The 21,798-nt window shown below is 52.5% G+C and carries 22 protein-coding genes; 12 read left to right on the top strand and 10 right to left on the bottom strand.

Annotation, left to right across the window (positions count from 1 at the left end; all coding sequences use genetic code 11):
• The first annotated feature begins 84 nt into the window (after positions 1–84).
• Positions 85–957, top strand: coding sequence for a Ppx/GppA phosphatase family protein (locus F7231_RS03585; protein WP_085414653.1), 873 nt, complete (start codon positions 85–87; stop codon positions 955–957).
• Positions 958–973: 16 nt separating this feature from the next.
• Here F7231_RS03585 and F7231_RS03580 read toward each other — a convergent pair whose 3' ends face one another.
• On the bottom strand, positions 974–3,367 hold the full coding sequence (locus F7231_RS03580) for an SdrD B-like domain-containing protein (protein WP_166690912.1): 2,394 nt from the start codon (positions 3,365–3,367) through the stop codon (positions 974–976).
• Between the two features lie 219 nt (positions 3,368–3,586).
• Here F7231_RS03580 and F7231_RS03575 point away from each other — a divergent pair, with 219 nt between their 5' ends.
• A complete protein-coding gene (locus F7231_RS03575; protein ID WP_166690911.1) occupies positions 3,587–4,540 on the top strand; it encodes a GNAT family N-acetyltransferase in 954 nt (317 codons plus the stop codon).
• 7 nt (positions 4,541–4,547) lie between these two features.
• Here the strand turns inward: F7231_RS03575 and F7231_RS03570 are convergent, their stop codons facing one another.
• Positions 4,548–5,504, bottom strand: coding sequence for an AAA family ATPase (locus tag F7231_RS03570; protein WP_229364976.1), 957 nt, complete (start codon positions 5,502–5,504; stop codon positions 4,548–4,550).
• 73 nt (positions 5,505–5,577) lie between these two features.
• Positions 5,578–6,435, bottom strand: a complete 858-nt coding sequence (gene prmC / locus F7231_RS03565; protein WP_085414657.1) for a peptide chain release factor N(5)-glutamine methyltransferase — start codon at positions 6,433–6,435, stop codon at positions 5,578–5,580.
• Between the two features lie 135 nt (positions 6,436–6,570).
• Between prmC and F7231_RS03560 the strand changes: the two genes are divergently transcribed.
• The gene (locus F7231_RS03560) at positions 6,571–6,957 is read left to right on the top strand and encodes a RidA family protein (RefSeq protein WP_085414658.1); all 387 of its coding nucleotides are present in this window, start codon (positions 6,571–6,573) and stop codon (positions 6,955–6,957) included.
• 90 nt (positions 6,958–7,047) lie between these two features.
• On the opposite strand, the gene F7231_RS03555 is transcribed toward F7231_RS03560, so the two are convergent.
• Positions 7,048–7,737 carry an NUDIX hydrolase gene (locus tag F7231_RS03555; RefSeq protein ID WP_085414659.1) on the bottom strand — a complete coding sequence of 230 codons (690 nt, stop codon included), beginning with the start codon at positions 7,735–7,737 and terminating at the stop codon, positions 7,048–7,050.
• Positions 7,738–7,851: 114 nt separating this feature from the next.
• Here F7231_RS03555 and F7231_RS03550 point away from each other — a divergent pair, with 114 nt between their 5' ends.
• Complete coding sequence (locus tag F7231_RS03550; protein ID WP_166690910.1) at positions 7,852–9,141, top strand: hemolysin family protein; 1,290 nt, start codon at positions 7,852–7,854, stop codon at positions 9,139–9,141.
• Between the two features lie 47 nt (positions 9,142–9,188).
• On the opposite strand, the gene mobA is transcribed toward F7231_RS03550, so the two are convergent.
• Complete coding sequence (gene mobA / locus F7231_RS03545; RefSeq protein WP_229369564.1) at positions 9,189–9,785, bottom strand: molybdenum cofactor guanylyltransferase; 597 nt, start codon at positions 9,783–9,785, stop codon at positions 9,189–9,191.
• A complete protein-coding gene (gene moaC / locus F7231_RS03540; RefSeq protein ID WP_085414662.1) occupies positions 9,775–10,245 on the bottom strand; it encodes a cyclic pyranopterin monophosphate synthase MoaC in 471 nt (156 codons plus the stop codon). Before moaC ends, mobA begins: the two co-directional genes overlap by 11 nt.
• Positions 10,246–10,354: 109 nt before the next feature.
• On the opposite strand from moaC, the gene F7231_RS03535 reads away from it, so the two are divergent.
• Together F7231_RS03535 and F7231_RS03530 are read left to right on the top strand one after the other, a co-directional pair.
• Positions 10,355–11,077, top strand: a complete 723-nt coding sequence (locus F7231_RS03535; RefSeq protein WP_166690909.1) for a glucosamine-6-phosphate deaminase — start codon at positions 10,355–10,357, stop codon at positions 11,075–11,077.
• A gap of 218 nt (positions 11,078–11,295) precedes the next feature.
• Positions 11,296–12,462 carry an acyltransferase family protein gene (locus tag F7231_RS03530; protein ID WP_166690908.1) on the top strand — a complete coding sequence of 389 codons (1,167 nt, stop codon included), beginning with the start codon at positions 11,296–11,298 and terminating at the stop codon, positions 12,460–12,462.
• Between the two features lie 14 nt (positions 12,463–12,476).
• On the opposite strand, the gene F7231_RS03525 is transcribed toward F7231_RS03530, so the two are convergent.
• Entirely contained in the window at positions 12,477–13,688 is a 1,212-nt protein-coding gene (locus F7231_RS03525) for an acyl-CoA dehydrogenase family protein (protein WP_085414665.1), read from the bottom strand.
• Between the two features lie 91 nt (positions 13,689–13,779).
• On the opposite strand from F7231_RS03525, the gene yiaA reads away from it, so the two are divergent.
• From yiaA to F7231_RS03505, 4 genes are all read left to right on the top strand, one after another.
• On the top strand, positions 13,780–14,172 hold the full coding sequence (gene yiaA, locus F7231_RS03520) for an inner membrane protein YiaA (protein WP_085414666.1): 393 nt from the start codon (positions 13,780–13,782) through the stop codon (positions 14,170–14,172).
• A 100-nt stretch (positions 14,173–14,272) separates the two neighbouring features.
• Positions 14,273–15,895 carry an NAD(P)/FAD-dependent oxidoreductase gene (locus F7231_RS03515; protein ID WP_166690907.1) on the top strand — a complete coding sequence of 541 codons (1,623 nt, stop codon included), beginning with the start codon at positions 14,273–14,275 and terminating at the stop codon, positions 15,893–15,895.
• Positions 15,896–15,921: 26 nt separating this feature from the next.
• A complete protein-coding gene (locus F7231_RS03510) occupies positions 15,922–16,797 on the top strand; it encodes an alpha/beta fold hydrolase (RefSeq protein ID WP_166690906.1) in 876 nt (291 codons plus the stop codon).
• Between the two features lie 114 nt (positions 16,798–16,911).
• The gene (locus F7231_RS03505) at positions 16,912–17,580 is read left to right on the top strand and encodes a hypothetical protein (RefSeq protein ID WP_166690905.1); all 669 of its coding nucleotides are present in this window, start codon (positions 16,912–16,914) and stop codon (positions 17,578–17,580) included.
• A gap of 50 nt (positions 17,581–17,630) precedes the next feature.
• Here F7231_RS03505 and F7231_RS03500 read toward each other — a convergent pair whose 3' ends face one another.
• Entirely contained in the window at positions 17,631–18,386 is a 756-nt protein-coding gene (locus F7231_RS03500; RefSeq protein ID WP_166690904.1) for a thiol-disulfide oxidoreductase DCC family protein, read from the bottom strand.
• A 100-nt stretch (positions 18,387–18,486) separates the two neighbouring features.
• On the bottom strand, positions 18,487–18,990 hold the full coding sequence (locus F7231_RS03495; protein WP_085414671.1) for a GbsR/MarR family transcriptional regulator: 504 nt from the start codon (positions 18,988–18,990) through the stop codon (positions 18,487–18,489).
• A 199-nt stretch (positions 18,991–19,189) separates the two neighbouring features.
• Here F7231_RS03495 and F7231_RS03490 point away from each other — a divergent pair, with 199 nt between their 5' ends.
• Positions 19,190–19,795: a hypothetical protein gene (locus F7231_RS03490; protein ID WP_166690903.1), complete on the top strand. Its 606-nt coding sequence runs from the start codon at positions 19,190–19,192 to the stop codon at positions 19,793–19,795.
• Positions 19,796–20,018: 223 nt separating this feature from the next.
• Complete coding sequence (locus F7231_RS03485) at positions 20,019–20,645, top strand: NUDIX hydrolase (RefSeq protein ID WP_085414673.1); 627 nt, start codon at positions 20,019–20,021, stop codon at positions 20,643–20,645.
• Between the two features lie 78 nt (positions 20,646–20,723).
• Here F7231_RS03485 and F7231_RS03480 read toward each other — a convergent pair whose 3' ends face one another.
• Positions 20,724–21,734, bottom strand: coding sequence for a nitrilase-related carbon-nitrogen hydrolase (locus F7231_RS03480; protein WP_085414674.1), 1,011 nt, complete (start codon positions 21,732–21,734; stop codon positions 20,724–20,726).
• Between the last annotated feature and the right edge of the window lie 64 nt (positions 21,735–21,798).

Here is a 21,798-nt window from a genome sequence, read left to right as displayed (position 1 = left end):
CAATCCCCTTACTCTATTTTTTAGCCGTGTTGCCTGGCCAATGTGTTTACATTGCTCGGTTGACCCTCAAACTCATACACTATAGTGAAACTGGCTGCTATTGACATCGGTTCCAACGCCGCCCGCATGCAAATCTCGACTGTTCTGACCAACGATGAGGTAATTAGTTTTAAAAAGGTCGAGTATGTCCGCTTTCCACTTCGGTTGGGCCACGACGTCTTTACGCACGGTGCCCTGACGCCCGAGAGTGTTCAGCGCACCGTGAAGTTGATGCAGGCCTACAAATTACTAATGGAACTACATGAAGTTGAGGCTTTTATGGCCTGTGCCACCTCTGCTATGCGTGAAGCTACTAACGGGCGCGACGTAGTTGATCTGGTGAATCTCCGCTCCGGTATTCCAATTCAAATCATCGATGGGCAGAAAGAGGCCGAACTGATCAACAATGTGGTGGTGCTGGCCCTCGACGAGCGGCAAACCTTACACATTGATGTTGGTGGGGGCAGCACCGAATTAAATATTTACAGGAACCGGAAAAAGTTGGCATCCCGGTCATTCAAAATTGGCTCTGTCCGATTGCTCGAAGGAAAAGACATGCGCAGCACGTGGGCAAAAATGGAAGCCTGGATTGCCGAGAATATCGACCGCACCGAGCCTGTTGTCGCTGTTGGTACCGGGGGAAACATCAGCAAACTGTTTAACCTGGTTTCTAAAACGAGCGATACCACTACCACGCTAACCGAAATAATCCGGATGCGGGATTTTATCGCCGGATTTAGTCTGGAAGAACGAATTCACAAACTCCGCCTCAACGCCGACCGGGCCGACGTGATCGTACCTGCCGCCCAGATCTACATATCAGCCATGCAATGGGCCGGGGCTACCGACATTGCCGTGCCCGATCTGGGGTTGAAAGATGGCATTTTGCAGGTCGTGCACCAGCAGTTGACCAAGTAGCCGGGTACGTACCCAGCTACTTGATTCGCTGCGAAATGATGTTAACGCAGGTTTGTACACACGGGGCCGCTTCTGTAAGGCCCACGTCGAGCGTGTTCATGCTCTCACCTGGCATGCGCAATTGAAACTGCATAACGGGTAACCCGTTCAGATTAGGGGCGTTTGTAGAGCCGGTGAGCAGGAATGCATCGGAATCATTCAGGTCTGAATTGAGTCCTTCGCCCTGGTCCCAGCCGGTTATATTGTAACCCTTTCCATTCACTGTCAACACCTTAGTACCTGCGTTATACTGCTGGCCTGTCTGGTCTGAACCAACGACCACAAAATAAGGTACGTTATAGTTTAACTTCAGAGCCGATCCAGACTGGAAACTAAACAGCCCCTGCGCGTCGCTCGTGGTAGCTGCCAGACGTACCCCGGCTTCTGTGTAAAGTGATAGTTTAACACCCGGCAACGGTGGTTCGCCAGGTCCCTGTACGCCGTCACCATTGGTATCGACCCACACCCGGTTCCCCACCGTAACGGCGGCAGCTTCACAGAGCGCGTTCAGCTGACCAAGTCCGTTGGATGAGCCAAATGTTGACCGGGGCGACGTAACGACCTCACTAATGGCGTCGCGGTATACTTCGTAGCGGCGGATCAAATCACCGTTATGTTTATCGAAGTAGGCCGTACCTGCCGACCAGGTTGTCAGCGGGTTGAAGAGATTTACCAGGAGATTATCTAGCCGGGGGTTACTGAGTAAGGACCCTGCGAAGGTTTCCTGGTTGAAAGTTGCGTAGAAGTCATTGCAGTAGAATTCACCTGCCGTCGTTAGATTGCCCGGAGCGGTGTAGATTGGCCCCTGTCCATTGCCGACGCCACACCCGGAGTTCGCCCCGGCAGACCCATTCGCTTCCAGTACATATGAATCGTTCACGACGGCAGCCCGTAGCAAATCACCACCCGTGTAGCCACTATAAACCGTAGTGGGTGTCGGTGAGGTTTCGGTTGGAGCAAGCTGGTTACGCGACGTTTGGTGACCGGTACGATCCATCAGGCCAAGAATCATGGCACCCTCTGCATCAAAGCCAATCGAAGACAGGATAGGCTGTGGTCGAACAACGCGTAACTGCTGAGGCGATGAACCGGCATTTTGTATGTTCGTTGAATAGTCTGACCAATTGTCGCTCCAGGGCTCCCAGTACTCGCCCAATGACGAAGCGGCATCAGCACCGACAACGGCCCATCCTTTCCGGTAATTAAGAGAAACAACGATTACGGGTGTGGTTTTGAACGCGTTGGTGGCTAAATCAAATTCGTACACACACGCTTTCAAATCGGCTCGCTGACGACTTATCGACGCATCATTTACAACGCCTACGTACAGTTTACCGAGGTGATACGATACCGCCCAGGGTCGGTTAACACCGGTTGTGAACGACTGAGGAATGGCATAACTCACAAAGGCATCGGGTGTAAGTGAGCTGGCGGCCCGGAGCGGAGCCCCCGTGCTAACACTCACCAACGTTTTTTCATGCAGGTTTACAACCCATAATTTGTCTTCGGTCGGTGTAAATGTAGCGCCGCCCAAGCCGACCTTACCTACCAACCGAAACGCCTCAGCATCGACGCTTGCCGTTGTGTAGGACTGCGGTAATGTACGGGCCGACAGCGCCGACAAATCGGTAGGTGAAGCGAGCGTCAGGTACTGGCTGGCGTCGAAATAGGCGGTCGAAGTAGCGGTAGTTGGATCTGTAACATAAATACCGCCAATACCCAGAGGCCCAAGGGCAGCATGCCGCTTTAACAGACTTACGCTGATCAACTTGTTACTTTGACGTTGCCAGGCTGTTGCCCACACCGTGCCGATATCTGCACCCAGTCCGATCTGGTTGGGCATGTCCTGAATGGTAGTGGGTTGACCCTCCGCCGTAAGCGGGTAGGTTACCAGTGTGCCGGCGGAAGCCTGTAGAGCCCCTGTCTGATACATTGGTGTTACCAGCAGTGGAATTGCCTGGCAATAATCAGACGGATCATTAATACCGTGTGTAATAATAGCCGGAGCTTGAACAAACTGCACTTCACTGCCGGTCGGCTGACCGGCCGAACCAAACGAATACAACGGTGATCCGGAGAACTCAACACGTACCTGTTTACCCGGTACAATTACCACAGCAGGGAATGCAAAGGAACCGTCGGCCACAGTGGTTGCCGTATAGGGTTGACTAAGCCCCTCAACGTAGGCGGTTACCCGGATACCGGCTACCCCTAGTTCAACAGGATTGGCAGTAGATTGCAGACCATTGCGATCGTAATCACGGAATACGGTACCACTTACCTGCGCTGAGGCTGCTTGAAAATAAAAGATTAAACCAGTGATTATCAATGAACTACGTACTTCACAGGTTACCGATGAGCGTGCAACCATACCAAGAAAGGCACAAGCGTACCTGACTGGAGTATCAAGTCCAATTCGCATAGAGAACAACATTTACAGGATCTGTAACTGAAATTAACTAAAACCGTGCCAGAGTCATAACTGCATTTTATTTCCCATAAAGTAGATTTATTGTTAGTAATTATACCTTATTTATACGCGCTAAAAAGTTAGTAGTAAACGACTTATATTTGCTGGCATTCCTAAGTCATGTATCAGATTCATACGTATCATCCTGACCCATCAACGCCAGTCCCGATCTTTAGTGAACCGGGCTTTTTCTTCAACGAAGAGGCTCAACTACGCCAGCAGGATAGCGGTGTCTATCAGTTACTGACGGCACTAAATATGCAGACACGGCAGGTAGATGCGCGCTGTGCCCTTTTTTTCGATAAGCAGCTGGCTGTCAGCCCCAAACTTGCCCCATTCGGGTCAATTGAATTCATCAGTTCACTACCCAGCCACGCTCTGGCTGACCTGCTGGATGCACTGGAAGAAGGGGTTCGACGCATGGGGTTACCCAGTATACGCCTGATCAATTATCCTGGCTGTTATGCCCCCCAGCAGGCACGGCGGTTAGCAGGTGAACTGCACCGGAGGGGATACCGGCTTATTAACCAGTTTGCCAATTACCACCTCACCATAAGCCCGACACCACTTATTGAACAGCTGCATGCATCAGAGCGGCGGCGACTGCTCAAATGCCAGCGTGCCAATTTCGACGTTACCACCTGGATTAACCCACCAATTGATTCAGTGGTCCGGTTTATCCGGCATAGCCGCCAGCAGCAGGGTTATCCGCTCAGCATTGATCCAGCGCGACTCGCTCACCTGATGCGGCATTTTCCCGATCAATATCCCGTGTTGGTGGTGCGCGATAAAACGACCGTGGTGTCTTTGACCGTAGCTGTTCGGGTACGTCAGGATATCCTCTATAATTTTCTCCCTGCCGACAATCTGGCCTACCGGGCTTATAGCCCAACCGTATTGCTAACAGACGGTTTATATGCCTATTGCCAGCAAGAAAGGATTACGCTACTTGATCTGGGAATTGCAGTCGATGAGCATCAACAACCTAAACCAGGCCTGATGCGTTTCAAACGCAACCTTGGCGCGCAGGAGTCAGCTAAGAGCGTATGGGAAAAGCAGGTTAATTGCCAGTAACGACAGATTACCCAATCGCCACTTTTCTGAGAATAGAGTCGATTACCTGTAGCGAGGTGATGCCATCTGCTTCGGCCTCATAATTGAGGAGCACCCGATGGTTGAACACATCAGGGCAAACTTCTTTTATGTCTTCGGGCAAGACGTAATCGCGCTGATCGAAGTAAGCCACTGCCTTGGCAGCAAGGTTCAGGTGGATACTGGCACGGGGCGATACACCATATTGGATGTAACGAGCTTCGTCGCGCAAGCCGTATTCGAGCGGGCGGCGAGTAGCAAACACCAGTTCAATGATGTACCGCTCCAGCGATTCGGAGATATTTACCCGGTTAATCTCGTCTCGAATGGCGAACACATCCTCCTTATCCAGAATGGGCTGCACTTCGTAATCGAAATTCATATTTGACATGCGCCGCATCACTTCCAGCTCATCGTCTTTGCTCAAGTAGTCGACAAAGACTTTCATCATAAACCGATCGACCTGAGCTTCGGGTAGTGGGTACGTTCCCTCCTGCTCTACCGGGTTCTGGGTGGCCAGTACCAGAAAAGGGCGGTCGAGAATGAAGGTCTCCTCACCGATGGTCACCTGCTTTTCCTGCATCGCCTCCAGCAACGCCGATTGCACCTTGGCAGGTGACCGGTTGATCTCGTCGGCCAGAATCAGGTTGGCAAATACAGGGCCCTGCTTCACTTCGAAATCAGACGTGCGCTGATTAAAGATCATGGTGCCGATCAGGTCAGCGGGCAGCAGGTCGGGCGTGAACTGAATACGCTGAAAATCAAGCTGAAGCACTTTGGCCAGAGTGTTGATCGTCAACGTTTTAGCCAGACCCGGTACACCTTCCAGCAGAATGTGCCCGCCCGTAAATAGCCCAATCAGCAGCCGATTTACGAGGCCATCCTGCCCCACAACGACTTTACCAATTTCGGTACGCGCCAGACTGATTTGAGAATGGTAGTTCACTTGAGAGATGTTTCAGGTTTCAAGTTTCAGGTGCCACCAAAGTCTAACTCAGTGGAGCACTTGACACCTGAAACTATTTCTTAGCCGCCCGTACGCTGCGGTCTTTGCCGTGAATGTCCTTATACACCTGCACGCTGGTGAACCCTCGCTCGTCGAAAACCGCCTTGGTTGCCTCGCCGAATCGCTCGTTGATTTCTACGTAGCAGATACCGGTTTCCGACAAATGCGTAGCAGCAAAATCAGCGACCGCCTTATAGAAAATAAGCGGATCAGCATCATCGACAAATAAGGCCACATCTGGCTCATAGTCGAGCACATTACGATCCATTAGCGCGGCTTCGGACCGGGTCACGTAGGGTGGGTTGCTCACCACACAATCGAACAGGTCGACCACGCTATCAGGTACGTTCAGGATGTCCTGAATTTCAAAATTAACCTCGGCCTGCAACGTCTCCGCATTACGGCGGGCTGTCGACAAGGCATCTTCCGATACATCCCAGCCCGTTACGTCAGACTGAGGCAGGAAGCGGGCCAGCGTTACCGCCAGACAGCCACTGCCCGTTCCGATGTCAATCACTCGCACCGGGCGCTCAGTCATATCGGCAAAGTCATGCATGATGAGGCGGATAAGGTCTTCGGTTTCAGGTCGGGGAATGAGCACGTCCGACGACACTTCGAACTCAAGGCCGCAGAAGATCGTAGTACCGATCACGTGCTGAATAGGCTCCTGCCGGTTCAGCCGTTCGATGATTCTGAACCAATCAGGTTCGGTACGATTGGTGGGCAGCGCACGGTCGGCCAGCACATCGGCTTTACGGAGACCGAAATAATGATCGAGGAGCATAAACGCCATCTCCCGCGCTTCTTCGGGCGGGTAGGCGGTGATGTTACGGCTGAGTTGCTGGTAAAGGGGTCGGGCAGTACTGGCCATACGACAAGCAGGTGTTTGGCTCAAAAATAGGGAAGTTTTCCCGGTTGCCGGTAAGGAAACAACGTACCCAAACGAACTGACGACTTTTAGCACCCAACTGACGACCCTATCTTTGGCGCTTTCGTATTGTAAATCATGACAAAACAAACTATTTTATCGGGTTCGCCCTGGGAAGACAAAGTTGGGTATTGCCGGGCAATTCGCGTGGGCAACCTAATCGAAGTATCTGGAACGGTAGCCATTGTAGACGGCGAAACCGTGAAAGCCGACGATGCCTACGCGCAGACCGTAAATATCATTGAACGCATTGGCAAGGTACTTGAGGAAGCCGGCGCCAGTCTGGAGCATGTAGTACGTACCCGCATCTTCACCACCGACATTAGCCGATTTGAGGATATTGCGCGAGGACACGGGCAGTTCTTCAGCCAGATAAAACCCACTACCGGCATGTACGGTATTAGCCAGCTGGTAGCGCCCGAATACCTGGTTGAGATTGAGTTTACGGCCCTGCTGGGCGAGTAAACGTCAAAACCACTCCCCACAAAGCCTCCATCATGGAGGCTTTGTGGGGAATACTAATAGCTATTCGAGGTAAAATCCCCTGGTGGCAACTTACGCCTTGGGCTGTTTGGCTAGCAGCGCCTGCTCAACAACATGTCGGATGGAGCTGAATGAACCGGCCAGCGCGACTTGCGCCTGTTTAGGCTCCATGAAAGCTACCTTCTCAATATTTTCTTCAGCTTGCGGAGCTAATTTAGCATCATCGACCAGGGTCATGTGGTACCACTTGGTGCGCTTCAGAATCCGACTCCCGTTCATGGTATAGGTATGATACGTGGTGCAGATTTTCTCGCCCAACGACACAACAGCGCCGGTTTCTTCTTCTACTTCACGCACCGCCCCAGCCTTCGATGACTCACCGTCGTCGAGTTTCCCTTTGGGCAGATCCCATACGCCACGTCGGAAAATCAGCAGCATGCGCCCTGCGTGCGTGACCACGCCACCACCTGCTTTTACAACTTTGTATAAGCTCTTGATCCGCGTTTCCACGGCGTCTTTGTCCAAACATTGCAGCGTAACCGAGAGCAGATCACTGATATCTGCTTCTTCTAAGAGGCCAATCAGCCGTTCTGATGTTGCCGGAGTTGCATTCAGCAGCAGGAGATGCCCATAGAGCGATTCGGCCTTGAGCGACTCCAGTCGGGCGTCGACAACCCGGTCAAAATCTGCTATCTGGGCGAGTTTGTCCCCTTTTTTTGAACCCGTGAGCCGCACTGGGCGGTCGTCGATAAATACGATCATGGAAAACGAAAGAGGGGTCTTTTAGCCCGAAAATCATGCAAAAATAGCGAACCCTTTACCTTTTGCGGCCTCAATAGTTCTGCTATTTTTGCAAACAGGACAATTGTCTACTACGTGGAGCTACTCATAATTCTGGTGCTGACGATTTTAAACGGCATCTTTTCAATGTCGGAAATCGCATTGGTATCGTCGCGCCGGTCTAAGTTGGAGACCGCAGCCAAAAATGGTGATCGTCGAGCCCAAACGGCGCTCGATCTGGCCAATTCCCCCAACCGCTTTCTTTCGACCGTTCAGATTGGCATTACGCTGATCGGCATTTTGCTCGGTATTTTTTCGGGCGACAAGATCACGACCGATTTTCAGGCCTGGGTGGCCAAGGTCGATGTACTCGCCCCTTATTCACATAGTATCGCCGTAGTGGGTGTGCTACTGGCGCTGACCTATACGTCGCTGGTTTTGGGCGAACTTGTTCCCAAACGCATTGGTCTATCGAATCCGGAAGGAATTGCCAAGACGATGGCCGCTCCTATGGAACTGCTTTCAAAAGCCACGTCGCCATTCATTGCGTTGCTTACCATTTCCAGCGATTTATTGATTAAGTTGCTGGGAATCAAGCCCAATGAGAGCGCTGTCACCGAAGAGGAAATCAAAAGTCTGGTTCAGGAAGGCAGCACGGCCGGTGCCATTGAAGAGATTGAGCACGAAATTGTGCAAAACGTTTTTCAGCTAGGCGACCGAAAAATAACGTCGCTGATGACTAACCGACAAAGCATTGTCTACCTCGATCTGGAAGCCGATCCCGCCGAGAACAAGGAGCAAATCTTAACGTACCGACATGCCGTTTACCCGCTCGTAAACGGCAGCGTTGACGAAGTGGTTGGCCTGATTTATTCGAAAGACTTTCTGGGCACCGACCTGGATCTGGAGTTGACCCGCCTCAATGACCTGAAGCGCGACGTGCTGTTTCTGCCCGAAAATAACCGCGCCTATCAGGTGCTCGAACGTTTCCGGGAACGCCGCCAGTACGTTGGCATCATCGTAGACGAGTATGGTGGCGTGCTGGGTATTGTTACGCTCAACGATATTCTGGACGCGCTAGTGGGCGACATTTCCGATACCAGCGAGCTGAGCGACGACATCCACCAACGGGAAGATGGCAGTTACCTGATCGATGCATCGCTGCCATTCGACGATTTTCTATCGCATTTCGACATCACGCTGTCGGTGCAAGCCCGACGCGACTTCACCGATTTCGACACACTTGGCGGGTTTGCACTCCATATTTTGAAGGATATTCCGAAAGTAGGCGAAACCTTCCGCTGGCAATCGTTCATCTTCGAAATCATCGATATGGACAAGAACCGCATCGACAAAATTCTCGTCCGCAAGGCCGAAGAAGAATAACGCCTGACTTCACCGCTTTTTAGCAGCACTTAGCTGGCGCATCCGGATTACCTAGCCTGTAAATAGCCCGTCCAGTCATTTACATTCTCAAATACGCGGGTATCGGGTGCGTCGAGGAGGGTGGCTGTATGCGTTGACAGGAAACGGCGGGGGCTACGGTTTCCGGCCTGAAACCAGGCATGCAGCACAGGCCCGGCCTGAGGCTCCCAAAGACTCACCAATGGTTCAGGACCGCTATGGTCAGCATCCCAGAAAGCAGTAGCCATAGCGGCGGGGTTCCTATGCTGTAGCAGGATTTCTAATGTACCCGCGTCCAGTCGGGGCAGGTCGCAGGGCACAATAAGCCAGGCCACGTCCGGGTACGTCTCAAACGCTGTCAGCAAGCCCCCCAGCGGGCCCGTCTGCGGATAGGCGTCGACCAGCCTGTTTGTATAGGACAGCGCAGTGGCCTGTACTTCATTCACAGACCAATAGACCGCAGTGCACAAGGGAATCAGCAGGTCGGTGAGGTATTCGCGCTGGGGTTTACCGTGGTAGTCGAGCGCCGACTTATCCTGCCCCATCCGTGTACTTTGCCCGCCCATCAGCACCAGCCCATATACCACGGGTATGGTTGTGTTGGGCACGTGGTGGCTAGTCTTCATGCCGGAAATCGCGCTTACCGCCGGTTTTCTCCAGCAACCGGGTTTCGCGAATCACAATATCGTGCGAGAGGGCCTTGCACATGTCGTACACGGTAAGGGCTGCCACTGAGGCACCAACCAGGGCTTCCATCTCCACACCCGTTTTACCTTCCACTGATACCGTGCACTCAATGATTACGTCGGCTCCCTGAGTACGAATGTCGAACGAACAGCCATCGAGCCCCAGCGAATGACAGAGCGGAATCAGATCGTCGGTTCGTTTAGCGGCCATGGTGCCGGCAATGCGCGCTGTCTGGAACACGGGGCCTTTTCGCGTTTGAATATCCCCCCCTTCCAGATGCTGCAAAATGACCTCGCCCAGCGTAACAATGCTACGGGCTTTTGCCATACGTTTCGAAACGGATTTAGTTCCGACGTCAACCATCGATGGATTGCCCTCGGGCGTAAGGTGTGTAAGCATGGTCTGTATCCCGTTTAATAGGGGGTTAGTCAGACAAAAATACGGACGTCCCCGGCGAATTAGTGCGTTCGGAACAGGATACCAGCCTATGGTTTGTTCTTTTGCGGGTATGAATCTTCGCACCTTCCCCGATTACGCGGCACTTTCAGCCCATGCCGCCCAGCATATTACCAACATCGTTCGGCAAAAACCCACCGCCGTACTTTGTCTGGCTTCTGGAGACACCCCAGCCGGTACCTACCGTCTGTTGGCCGAACAGGTACATAACGGCGAACTTGATCTGAGCCAGTGCCACTTCATTGGCCTGGACGAATGGGTTGGCTTCGGGCCCGGTGATGTAGGCAGCTGCGCCTACTTTCTGTACCGCGACCTGTTTACCCCCGCCCAAATCCGCCCCGACCAGATCACGTATTTCAACGCCAAAGCAGCCGACCTGCAAGCCGAATGCCAACGGGTAGACGCGGTCATTCGTGAATTCGGGGGGCTCGATCTCTTGCTGGTGGGCGTGGGCGAAAACGGCCATATCGCCCTGAACGAGCCGGGTACGTCGTTTCAGCTTGGTTGCCATGTAGTTGAACTAGCCGAGTCAACGAAGACCGTTGGGCAAAAATACTTCACGCAGGAAACGCCACTGTCCAAAGGTATTACGCTTGGTCTACGACACCTTACCGAAGCCAGTGAGGCTATTCTGATAGCCAGTGGACCGCGCAAGACAGCCATCATGCAGCAGGCCCTGATCGGTCCCGTCACCGAACAATGTCCGGCCAGTATTTTCCAGACGCAACCCGATGCCCATGTATGGCTCGATGAGGTAGCGGCAAACAGGCTGTAAAAAACTAATCGTCGACCTGCGTTGTAGTAGTACCTTTGCCAGCCTTTTCTCCCCTGGCTATGGGACAACTTCGCCCGTCAGCCAGATGCAAGGCATTCTGCTCCATTCAGAAAGATTCTATTCAGTTTTGACCCGTAGTTAATAGCTTTGATCAGGCAACTATCATCGAGGTGCGTGCCTTTACCGGTCCAACTGGCAAGTGGGACCAATCAATTACTATGAAAGTTCAGAGGCTTAGAGAGATCGACTTTTTGCGGGGAATTGCCATTTCTCTGGTTCTTTTCAGACACTGCCATTTATTCGATTTTACTGACCGCATCGGGTGGATAGGCGTCGATTTGTTTTTTGTGCTGAGTGGTTTTCTGGTATCGGGCCTCCTATTTAGGGAATACAAGAAGTACGGCAATATCAAGCCGCAGACCTTTCTAATTCGGCGGGGGTTCAAAATTTACCCGATCTACTACCTGATGTATTCGTTTTACCTGGTTCCGCTGCTGCTAACCAGAGACATTTCGATAAGCGGGCTAATCGGCGACCTCACCTTCATGCAGAATTATGTGTCGGGTTGGGGATATGCCTTTGAGGCGAGCTGGTCGCTGGCCGTTGAAGAGCACTTTTATTTCAGTCTGGCTCTGGCGCTCTGGATCAGTCTGAAACATCAGAGACTCACCCTGTACACCGACGATGCAACAACGGGGCTTAGCCAGCTGGAGACAATCATTTTGTCGCTGATGGTGTTTTGCCTGTTTCTTCGTGTGATCAGTAACCTGGACTTACTAGATGGTTCATCCACAGATTCCAGGGTAGCCCAGTTACGAATTGCCAGGAATTTCACGATGACGCATCTGCGCATCGATTCGCTGCTAATGGGTGTGCTGATCTCGTATCTATACCAGTTCAGAAAGGAAAGATTGTTGACTATCACCAAAGTCAACAAGGGGGTGTTACTGCTGCTGATGCTCGTGGGGCTGTGTTGGACGCCGTTTACCAATCCCGTTTTCTCGTTCTTCGTAAAAACGGTCGGCTTCACCCTGCTTTACCTCACCTTCGGCCTATTGCTGATTGTGTTTATTACCTATGAGCGTATCAACCAGCAGCTCGACCGGTTTTTCACACCATTCATCGTCAATTCAATCAGCCGAATTGGATATTGTTCGTACTCCATTTACATCGTTCATCCGTTCATCAATATGCTGTTCATCGACCACCTGACCAGGTACGTGCCGATGAACCAGTACGTGCTCTTTTTGGTGACGTCGACCATTAGCATTTCGCTCGGTTTCTGGATGACGAATACGATTGAAAGCTATTTCCTTGGTATTCGCGACAAGTACTATCCCAACCGATCAGCTAAACCCGTGTTTGAGTCAACGCTGGCGCAGTAATCTCCAACTGGCGCTTACTTAAACGCAGAAACGCCTGTGATTTCAGCCCCCATGATAAGCAGGTGGATGTCGTGCGTGCCTTCGTAGGTCACCACCGACTCCAGATTCATCATGTGCCGCATAATGGGGTAATCACCTACGATGCCCATACCGCCCAGTATTTGTCGGCATTCGCGGGCTACCCGGAGCGCCATGGCCACATTGTCGCGCTTAGCCATCGAGATTTGCGCCGTAGTAGCCGAGCCACCATTTTTCAACGTACCCAGCCGCCAGCAGACGAGTTGAGCCTTAGTAATATCGGTCAGCATTTCGGCCAGTTTCTTCTGTACCAGCTGAAACCCGGCAATAGGCTTATCAAACTGAATGCGCTCCCCGGCATAGCGGCGGGCGGTTTCGTAGCAGTCCATCGCCGCGCCGACAGCCCCCCAGGCAATGCCGTAGCGGGCCTGATCGAGGCAGTCGAGTGGAGCGCGAAGACCACTGGCATCGGGCAGCATCTGGCTTTTGGGCACCTTCACATCATTGAACACCAGTTCTCCGGTACGGCTGGCGCGCAACGACCATTTCCGCTCGATTTCATTGGTCGTGAAGCCTTCCATGCCCTTCTCAAGCAGCAAACCTTTAATTTTCCCCTGCTCATTTTTAGCCCAAACCACGGCCAGATCGGCAATGGGGCCGTTGGTGATCCAGAGCTTCGAGCCATTGAGCAGGTAATAATCACTGCGCTCGATAAAGTTGGTTTGCATACCACCGGGGTTCGATCCGTAGTTAGCTTCCGTAAGACCGAAACAGCCAATCAGTTCGCCCTTCGCCAACCGGGGCAGGTACTTTTGCTTCTGCTCGTCGGACCCAAAGGTGAGGATGGGGTACATCGTCAGTGAGTTATGTACCGACACCGTTGAGCGCATACCCGAATCGCCCCGTTCAATTTCCTGGAGCATTAACCCTGAACTGATATGATCCAGACCGCCCCCGCCATATTCGCCCGGGATGGTAGCGCCAAACGCGCCAATCTGGGCAAACTTCTGAATCATATGTGCCGGAAACTCACCCCGCTGCGCATAATCGTCGATAATAGGCGTGATTTCGCGTTTTACAAAGTCGCGCATGGCCGCACGGACCAGCTTTTGTTCAGCCGTGAGCAGATCATCGATCAGGTAAAAATCAGGCGACTCGAACGAGTCAGCTTTTTGTCGGGTCGAGGTCGGGACGGTTTGTGCTTGCATATCGGGGTAACGCCTAAAAGGTAGCGCTTGTTGGCCTAAAGCTAGTAATTTTGGTATCTTCCCCGCCCAAACAGCCACTCTGCCTACGACTATGAACCCACAGCCATCTGCCGCTTTCATTGCCGCTTCCTGGGCTGCCCTCCTTATTGGTGCCGTTGCGTACAACATTGGCCTTTGGAATGCTACAATGGCCCTGAATGAGAAAGGGTACTATTTCACCATTCTGATGTACGGTTTGTTTTCAGCCATCTCGGTGCAGAAGAGCGTGCGCGACCGCCAGGAGGGAATTCCTGTGACGAACCTCTATTACAGCCTTAGCTGGGTCTCGACATTGCTGGCCATTCTACTGCTTACCGTGGGCCTGTGGAATGCCGGATTGACGCTGAGCGAAAAGGGTTTCTACGCCATGTCATTTATGCTTAGCCTGTTCGCTGCTATTGCCGTACAGAAGAACACCCGCGACAGCCAGAATACCAATAAATAAGGTCATAACCAGCGTAATGCCCTCCGTTAGAAGCACTTGTTTGTTGCCTTTTCAGTAAATTTGCCCATACGTTGCCGGATAAACACCGGCCAGCTTTCCCATGATTAATTCCCTTGCGCTCACCCTGTCGCCTGAACAGGGTCTCGACGAGGCTGCATTCCGCCGCCTTGTTCTCAATCAGTTACACCTGCCCGACGCACCCGATGTGGTGGTGCGCAAACGCCGCCAATCTATCGACTCGCGGGGGCGGCAAACCAAAGTGCATGTTGAAGCCGATGTGTATGCGGGCGAAATACCGCCACCGCTGATCCGGCACGGTCTAACGTACCCGGATGTGAGCCGGGCCAAATCGGTCGTGATCGTTGGGGCGGGGCCAGCGGGCCTATTCGCGGCCCTTCGGCTGATTGAACTGGGGCTGAAACCTATTGTGATCGAACGCGGATCGGATGTACGGGCCAGACGGCGCGACCTGGCGGCGATCAACAAAGATCACGTCGTTAATCCTGAATCGAATTACTGCTTCGGCGAAGGCGGGGCCGGTACCTATTCCGATGGGAAACTATATACCCGGTCGAGCAAGCGCGGCGATATACGGCGTATTCTGGAGATTTTCGTGGCTCACGGCGCAACCGATCAGATTCTGGTCGATGCCCATCCGCACATCGGTACCAACAAGTTACCCGGCGTGGTCACCGCTCTGCGCGACAGCATTCTGAACGCCGGTGGTGAAGTGCATTTCGATACTAGAGTGGCTGATCTGATTCTCGACAACCGAGGCGTCGGTGATGCGGCAACCCGAACGGACCAAATGCGCGGGGTCGTGACAGCCGATGGTCGCGAGTTTACCGGTATAGGGGTCATACTGGCAACCGGCCATTCGGCCCGCGACATGTTCCAGTTGCTTCACGAACGCGACGTGCTGATCGAGGCTAAAGCCTTTGCCATGGGGGTACGTATCGAACACCAGCAAGCGCTGATCGATAACCTGCAATACCACCTGGGCAATACGCCCAGCCGCGGCGACTACCTGCCTGCCGCCTCGTATAGTCTGGTTACGCAAACCAAATTTGGCGGTGTTGAGCGGGGCGTTTTTTCGTTCTGCATGTGTCCCGGCGGCTTTATTGTGCCTTCGGCAACAGCCCCCGGCGAATTAGTGGTCAACGGCATGTCACCTTCACGTCGCGACTCAAAATTTGCCAACTCGGGTTTGGTTGTCGCCATCACTGATGCCGACCTGAAACCATACGCCAAACACGGGCCACTGGCTGGGTTGGTGCTGCAACAGGTGGTAGAGCAACGCGCCTGCACCATGGCCAGTGCGCCAGACGGGTCGCTTTCGCAACGCGCCCCGGCCCAGCGCGTGGCCGATTTTGTCGACGGTCGGGTATCTGCTTCGCTGCTGCCTACCTCTTACCAGCCCGGTCTTGTTTCTGTGGATATGCGCGACGTACTGCCCGCCCATATTGCGCAGCCGCTTCGGCAGGGCCTGCGCGATTTTGGCCAGAAAATGCGCGGGTACGTTAGCAATGAGGCCCAACTGATTGGCATCGAAAGCCGGACTTCCTCCCCCGTCCGTATTCCCCGTGACCGGACCACGTGCGAACACGTTCAGGTACGTGGGTTGTTTCCGTGCGGTGAAGGGGCAGGCTACGCCGGAGGCATTGTGTCGGCGGCAATGGATGGCGAACGTTGCGCCAACGAACTGGCCGCCCTATACGCCTAGCGGTTTGCCATTATCCTTTTTTGCCTATGCCAACTCCCCGATTCATCGACACCAATGGTGTTCGGTTGCACGTTATGGAACAAGGCCCGGCTGATGGGCCGCTGGTGATTTTACTGCACGGCTTTCCGGAGTTCTGGTACGGCTGGCGAGCGCAGATCGAGGTGCTGGCCGGGGCGGGGTTCCGGGTATGGGCACCCGATCAGCGCGGCTATAACCTGAGCAGCAAACCCGTTGGCATTGCCAATTATACCATCGACAAGCTGACCGCCGATGTAATTGGCCTGATCGATGCCGCGGGGCGGGAGAAAGCCACCGTAATCGGGCACGACTGGGGGGCGGTGGTAGCCTGGTGGCTGGGGGCAACGTACCCCCACCGCCTGCACCGGCTCGTGTGCCTGAACGTGCCGCATTACGCCGTGATGCTCCGCTTTCTACGCCTCAGTCCACGGCAGTTGCTCCATAGCTGGTATGCGGGATTTTTCCAGATTCCCTGGCTACCTGAGTGGCTTACCAAACGGGGCAACTGGTGGCTGATGACCCGCGCCCTGCAACGTACCAGCCGTCCGGGTACATTTACTGACGCAGATCTGACCGCTTACCGGGAAGCCTGGGCGCAAACCGGCCCCACGGGCGACACCGCGTTTAAAACGATGGTGAACTGGTACCGCGCCTTTGCCCGGCGCCGCCCTCCCCTACCAGCATCCGATCAGATACCCGTGCCAACCCTATTGATCTGGGGTGCCAAAGACGCTTTTCTCATTCGGGACATGGCGCAACCCAGCATCGACCTTTGCCCACAGGGGAAACTTGTTTTTGTGGAAGAAGCCACGCATTGGGTGCAACATGAAGAGGCCGATCTGGTGAACCGGTTGCTGATTGGCTTTCTGGTTGCCCCGCGATAAATTAGAAAAGAGACGAATGACCACCGGTTGCTCAATAGCCTGCCGCAAACACAACGGGTAGTAACGTACTGTTTGAACGCTTGTTAGCTTGCAGCATAACTAAACCGTACGGCTATGCGTATTCGTTATTCTCTCATATTTATCCTGCTGGTTAACACTACTCTATTCGCCCAAACCAGTCAGTTTACGGCGACAATCAACGGTAAAGAATTTAAGGCCGGTGGTCAGCGACTGAAGCTCCCATTACCCGGATCGATGCGTTACCTGGCCATTGCGGGCATGAACGTGAAACCCGACGTACAACTGTGGCTTCGCTTTTTTTACCTCAACGACCTCAAGCCAGGTACATACCCCATTCTGGGCGAGAATGACAAATCGGTGAAGGCGACCTTCGATAAAAATAATCCGAATACCAACGCCGTATACGCCCTACTCGACTATACCGAAGAGACCAAAGGCATGGGCCACGCTTTTCAGGATGGCGAATCGTATGAAGGAACCGTAACGATCTCGAAGGTGACGGACACTAGCATTGAAGGCACATTTTCAGGTACCTTGAAAGGGCAGACGTATAAGAAACGGGTCATGGCAACGCTGTCGGGTTTTGGCCTGCGCCAGAATCTGGAAGACAAGGCCATTACGGCCGCCGGAGGTGGTATGTTCGTTAAAGGTGACCCGCACGATCATGATAACACCCGCAAAGGCGACAAAACCGACGACATCAAAGTCGAGAACGGTACGTTTAAAGTCTATTGGGGTAAAGACGACAAAGCCAAACAATAGTCGTCAGCTAGCTTCGAATTGCTGGTTGCGTCCACCGCTAGTCTGACAGGCTACGTAAGCAGTACAAACAAAACGAACGGAATAGTTAGGTAATCAGGCAATTGCATGACGCGCAGGCGTTTGAGGTGTTGCCAGATCATGACGGCATTGCCTAACAACAGGAGAGCAGGTATGTCGAGCGCCGTGCCAAGTGCGTTGATGCAGACACCCAGCAGGATACTTACCCCTAAATGCCCAATATAGTCCAGGATGTTAGCGAAGGCGGCTTGTGATGAGTGCCGGGTAATAACGGTCGACGTTAGCCCAATTTGTCCAGCCAATGCAGCAAGTACTAGTGGATCAAACTGGTTGGCGGTTGTCAGGTATCCGAGGGTTATTGCTGCATAAACGAGCAGGAGAAACAATACTCGATAGGCCACATTAAAATCGGGCGTGAGATCCATGATATGCCAGCGTTCGGCCGGTACGGGAAACAGGATGCGCCGGTTATAGGAGATGAACGCGTATAATCGTCGGGCCAGTTCGAAAAGTACCGTTTTGCGGACAAACCGCGTAAAACGGGGCCACGCCTCACCCATTACCGTCAGAATGGCATCGACACCATACTGGGCCTCGCCTGTTTCCAGATCGAGCAGCGGAATTTCGTGCCTCCGGCGTACGGGGTCCAGTTGATCAATTTGTGCTTTTTTGGTCAGGTACGTACTCGGTTTACGGGCGTCGGCGGGCAACGTACCTGCAATCACCAACCCCTTGGTATAAGCCCGGCATAGCGGACAATCGGTGTCGTAAAGCAAAACCTTGTTCATGGCAATGACGATTAACTATCTAAACTTTCAGAAATATTTGAAAATTACTACTTTTAAAAAAGCCACCTGTCTGTGGCCTGCACTAACTAGTTCGACCCGTTTACCGGGAAAACAACTTCACAAAATTCGTTAGTAACCAAGTCTCCTCCGCTTTGAGGGCAGCACCGGCCGTGGCATCTGCAAACGTGGCCACCCGACTGATATTGCTGATCACTTTTGTGAACTCAACAGCTTCTGGTGAGTCGACCTGAATAGATTTTAACTCGTCCAGTACCTCCAGCACTGGAGCTATCTCGCGGCGGCGGCGTTCCTTCACTACCTGCCTTGCGACTTTCCAAATGTCTTTTTCGGCGTAAAAAAACTCCCGTCGCTCTCCATTCTTCAATTTTTTAAACACCAGCCCCCAGTCCATTAGATCGCGGATATTCATGTTGGCATTCCCGCGCGAGATCTGCAATTCGGCCATGATCGTATCGGTATCCAGCGATTCCGGCGAAATCATCAGCAAGGCGTGAATCTGCGCCATCGTGCGGTTAATACCCCACTGCGTCGCCAACGTACCCCAAGTTTGAATGAATTTATCTTTTGCCTCCGCGAATTCCATACGCCAAATGTACACGTAGTTTTTATATTTTCAATAATTATTGAAAATATAAAAATAATCACCTCCCGGGCCGGTAGCTATCTATTTTAAGTCCTTATCATCGCCATTATAGCATACTACTAATTCAGCCCTTAGACTATAAGTATGATATACTACTATTTATCTTAGCCGAAATTGTAACGACCATTTCAACCGTACTATGAAAATATTTTTTACCGCATGCACCCTTCTACTTTCCCTCACAACCTATAGTCAGTCCATTAAAAACTTTCACCTGAACTTTGCCTTAGGCGCAGGAATTCCTCCAGGTGTAGCGAGCGAATCGGGCTTTCTGGTTGCGGTTGAACCTAAATTCGGTTTGGGGAAAAACCTCGATATTGGGTTGCGGTACGAATCGGCTACCATGAAACGAGGCACTATCAGTCCGGGTTATTCTCAAAATGCCGGCGAAAGCCAGGCTACTCAATCGCTACTGCTAACGACTGCCATCACTGCTAATGGTAAAACTGTGAGACCGTTTTTCGGAATTGGCTGTGGCTTGTACTTTTTAGAATACACAAACGTGTCAGGTTCAAGTCAGTACACCTACTATGGTGATAAAACTGGCAAAAGCGTGATTGGCACCGTCATCAGAGGTGGCGTTAAGCTGAAGCGACTTGTCCTCAACGTCGATTATAATCTTGTTCCAGCCACTGATGCGTACCTGTACTCCTCTTATTTCGGTGGCTCAAGCAGCTCAGCACAGGTAGTAAACAGTTACTGGGGACTGAAGGTAGGCATTGAGCTCGCCGGCTTACGGTACTAACGCAGCCTGGATTAGAAAAGCCGGGGCATGCAACAGCTCCTTTGTAATTACCGGTTAAGGATAGTCTTTCAATGCTTTTGCGGGCCACATGAAGTAATATCGGACAAAATAGAGAGATAATAGAGTGCGTTAGAGGTGTGTCGTCGTCTGTTTGTAAACGAATTGTTACCTTTGAAAAGGCTACATCCACCCGCCTGAAAACACGGCTTTCCGTTCAACCCGAATGCTTCATCCACCTTTTGTTGAACTTACCGATCACCTTCGTCAACGCCTTCAGGAACCCCTACCGGGTGAAGCCGCCCACCGATTGATGGCCTCGTCGGCCCGAACTAAACTGGGTATCAAGCCCAATGAACGTACCCGACGTAGTGCAGTACTTATTCTTTTCTACCCTTATCAGCAGCAGATCTTTCTACCGCTCATTTTGCGCCCGCAATACGATGGTGTGCACGCCGGACAGATGGCGTTTCCGGGTGGCCGCGTAGAACGTACCGACCGTGACCTGACGCAGACGGCGCTACGCGAAGCCCAGGAAGAAATTGGTATCAAAGTGCAGGATGTGACAGTATTGGGGCTTCTGACCGAGCTATTTATCCCTCCCAGCAATTTCTACGTACAGCCTGTGGTGGGGATGCTCAACGCCCGTCCCGATTTTTACCCTGACCCACGCGAAGTAGACGCCGTTGTCGAGGTAAATCTGGCTACGCTGTTGGATAAAACCATTGTTGGTGACAGCCAGATCGAGGTACGTGGCGTTACAGTCGATGCCCCCTATTACGACATCGAGGGGCACCGCGTTTGGGGCGCCACCGCTATGATGATCGCCGAATTACTGGAAGTAATGAAATAGGTTTGCTGTTTGACGTTGCTTCGCTAACGCACTAAATACGTGGATTAGCAGCGCAACGTCAAACAGCAAACCACAAACTCATTTCACCTCATACAATCGCCGAATGACGTCTTGCTGGTTTTTAATGAAGATCCCTCGCTCCGGCGACTCAGCCAGGAGGGTATTGGGCGGATAATAACTATGCTGGGCGTAGCTATCGGCATACAACTCGAAGCGTTGGCGCGACAGCAGGTTCGAGGGGCCCGTGCGCTGGCGATACTGACGCAGAGCGGCGAGATCAATGTCGGCGTTGGCAACCATGCTTTCGCCATACCCCGCTTCGGCCAGCACCAGCCCCTTGTAATCAACTACTTTGGAGCCCGCATCGGACGAGCCGAAAGGAATGGAAATACCCGACATCCCTGCGGAGTTGGCCGACACAATGTAGCCCATATTCTCGATGGCGCGGGCCATCTTACCCACGTTCTTCTGAGTCAGCATCGGGCTGCCAATCTCGGAAGTCGAATGCAGAAATACCTCGGCGCCACGCATAGCCAGGCAACGCGCTACTTCCGGATACAGAATTTCATCGGAAGCGATGCAGGCCAGGTTACCAATATTGGTCTTAGCCACGGGGAAGATGGCGTCGTAACCATATGCTTCCAGGTAATACGCCCAAACGTCGTGAGGCGTAGGGCTGTACATCGAGTTCAGGCGGCGGTAGCGCAAAATAACGTCGCCACTTGGGCTCAGGATGAAGCTGGTCTGAAAATACAGATCCGGGAAAAAGGGGTCCTGCTCATAGGCATTACCTGAAAAGTAAATCTTGTGTTTTTGCACCATTGCTCCTAGTGCCTCGTAAATACGGCCATCGAGCTCGAGGGCCGCTTTATCGCGCCACTCTACCAGACTTTCGCCCATTGGGAAACCCGTCAGGAAATACTCAGGAACAACAACCAGCAGCGTATCACGACCAGTAAAATTGATCGATGCTTCGATCTGTTTATCAATTCGATCGATAGAGGCCAGCATGATCGCTTCGGCTTCTTCGCGGGTGGTAGCGTTGTTTACGGTTTGACATGTTAGCTGGAGCGCAAGGGCTTTATACATAAGTGAATAGGATGGATGGGAGCTTAACTAAATGACTAAAGGGCCAAATTACAAAGTTCGACCT

Source organism: Fibrivirga algicola, assembly GCF_011742925.1.
GTDB lineage: Bacteria > Bacteroidota > Bacteroidia > Cytophagales > Spirosomataceae > Fibrella > Fibrella algicola.
Note: the sequence above shows the minus strand (reverse complement) of the source record. Positions and strands in the feature narration are given on the sequence as shown.

Coding starts and splice junctions, on each gene's coding strand:
- F7231_RS03490 (WP_166690903.1), top strand. CDS start 19,190: ATGAAAATATTTTTTACCGCATGCACCCTTCTACTTTCCCTCACAACC.
- F7231_RS03500 (WP_166690904.1), bottom strand. CDS start 18,386: ATGAACAAGGTTTTGCTTTACGACACCGATTGTCCGCTATGCCGGGCT.
- F7231_RS03535 (WP_166690909.1), top strand. CDS start 10,355: ATGAATCTTCGCACCTTCCCCGATTACGCGGCACTTTCAGCCCATGCC.
- F7231_RS03525 (WP_085414665.1), bottom strand. CDS start 13,688: ATGCAAGCACAAACCGTCCCGACCTCGACCCGACAAAAAGCTGACTCG.
- F7231_RS03560 (WP_085414658.1), top strand. CDS start 6,571: ATGACAAAACAAACTATTTTATCGGGTTCGCCCTGGGAAGACAAAGTT.
- F7231_RS03505 (WP_166690905.1), top strand. CDS start 16,912: ATGCGTATTCGTTATTCTCTCATATTTATCCTGCTGGTTAACACTACT.
- prmC (WP_085414657.1), bottom strand. CDS start 6,435: ATGGCCAGTACTGCCCGACCCCTTTACCAGCAACTCAGCCGTAACATC.
- F7231_RS03515 (WP_166690907.1), top strand. CDS start 14,273: ATGATTAATTCCCTTGCGCTCACCCTGTCGCCTGAACAGGGTCTCGAC.
- F7231_RS03510 (WP_166690906.1), top strand. CDS start 15,922: ATGCCAACTCCCCGATTCATCGACACCAATGGTGTTCGGTTGCACGTT.
- F7231_RS03495 (WP_085414671.1), bottom strand. CDS start 18,990: ATGGAATTCGCGGAGGCAAAAGATAAATTCATTCAAACTTGGGGTACG.
- F7231_RS03575 (WP_166690911.1), top strand. CDS start 3,587: ATGTATCAGATTCATACGTATCATCCTGACCCATCAACGCCAGTCCCG.
- moaC (WP_085414662.1), bottom strand. CDS start 10,245: ATGCTTACACACCTTACGCCCGAGGGCAATCCATCGATGGTTGACGTC.
- mobA (WP_229369564.1), bottom strand. CDS start 9,785: ATGAAGACTAGCCACCACGTGCCCAACACAACCATACCCGTGGTATAT.
- yiaA (WP_085414666.1), top strand. CDS start 13,780: ATGAACCCACAGCCATCTGCCGCTTTCATTGCCGCTTCCTGGGCTGCC.
- F7231_RS03555 (WP_085414659.1), bottom strand. CDS start 7,737: ATGATCGTATTTATCGACGACCGCCCAGTGCGGCTCACGGGTTCAAAA.
- F7231_RS03580 (WP_166690912.1), bottom strand. CDS start 3,367: ATGGTTGCACGCTCATCGGTAACCTGTGAAGTACGTAGTTCATTGATA.
- F7231_RS03480 (WP_085414674.1), bottom strand. CDS start 21,734: ATGTATAAAGCCCTTGCGCTCCAGCTAACATGTCAAACCGTAAACAAC.
- F7231_RS03485 (WP_085414673.1), top strand. CDS start 20,019: ATGCTTCATCCACCTTTTGTTGAACTTACCGATCACCTTCGTCAACGC.
- F7231_RS03530 (WP_166690908.1), top strand. CDS start 11,296: ATGAAAGTTCAGAGGCTTAGAGAGATCGACTTTTTGCGGGGAATTGCC.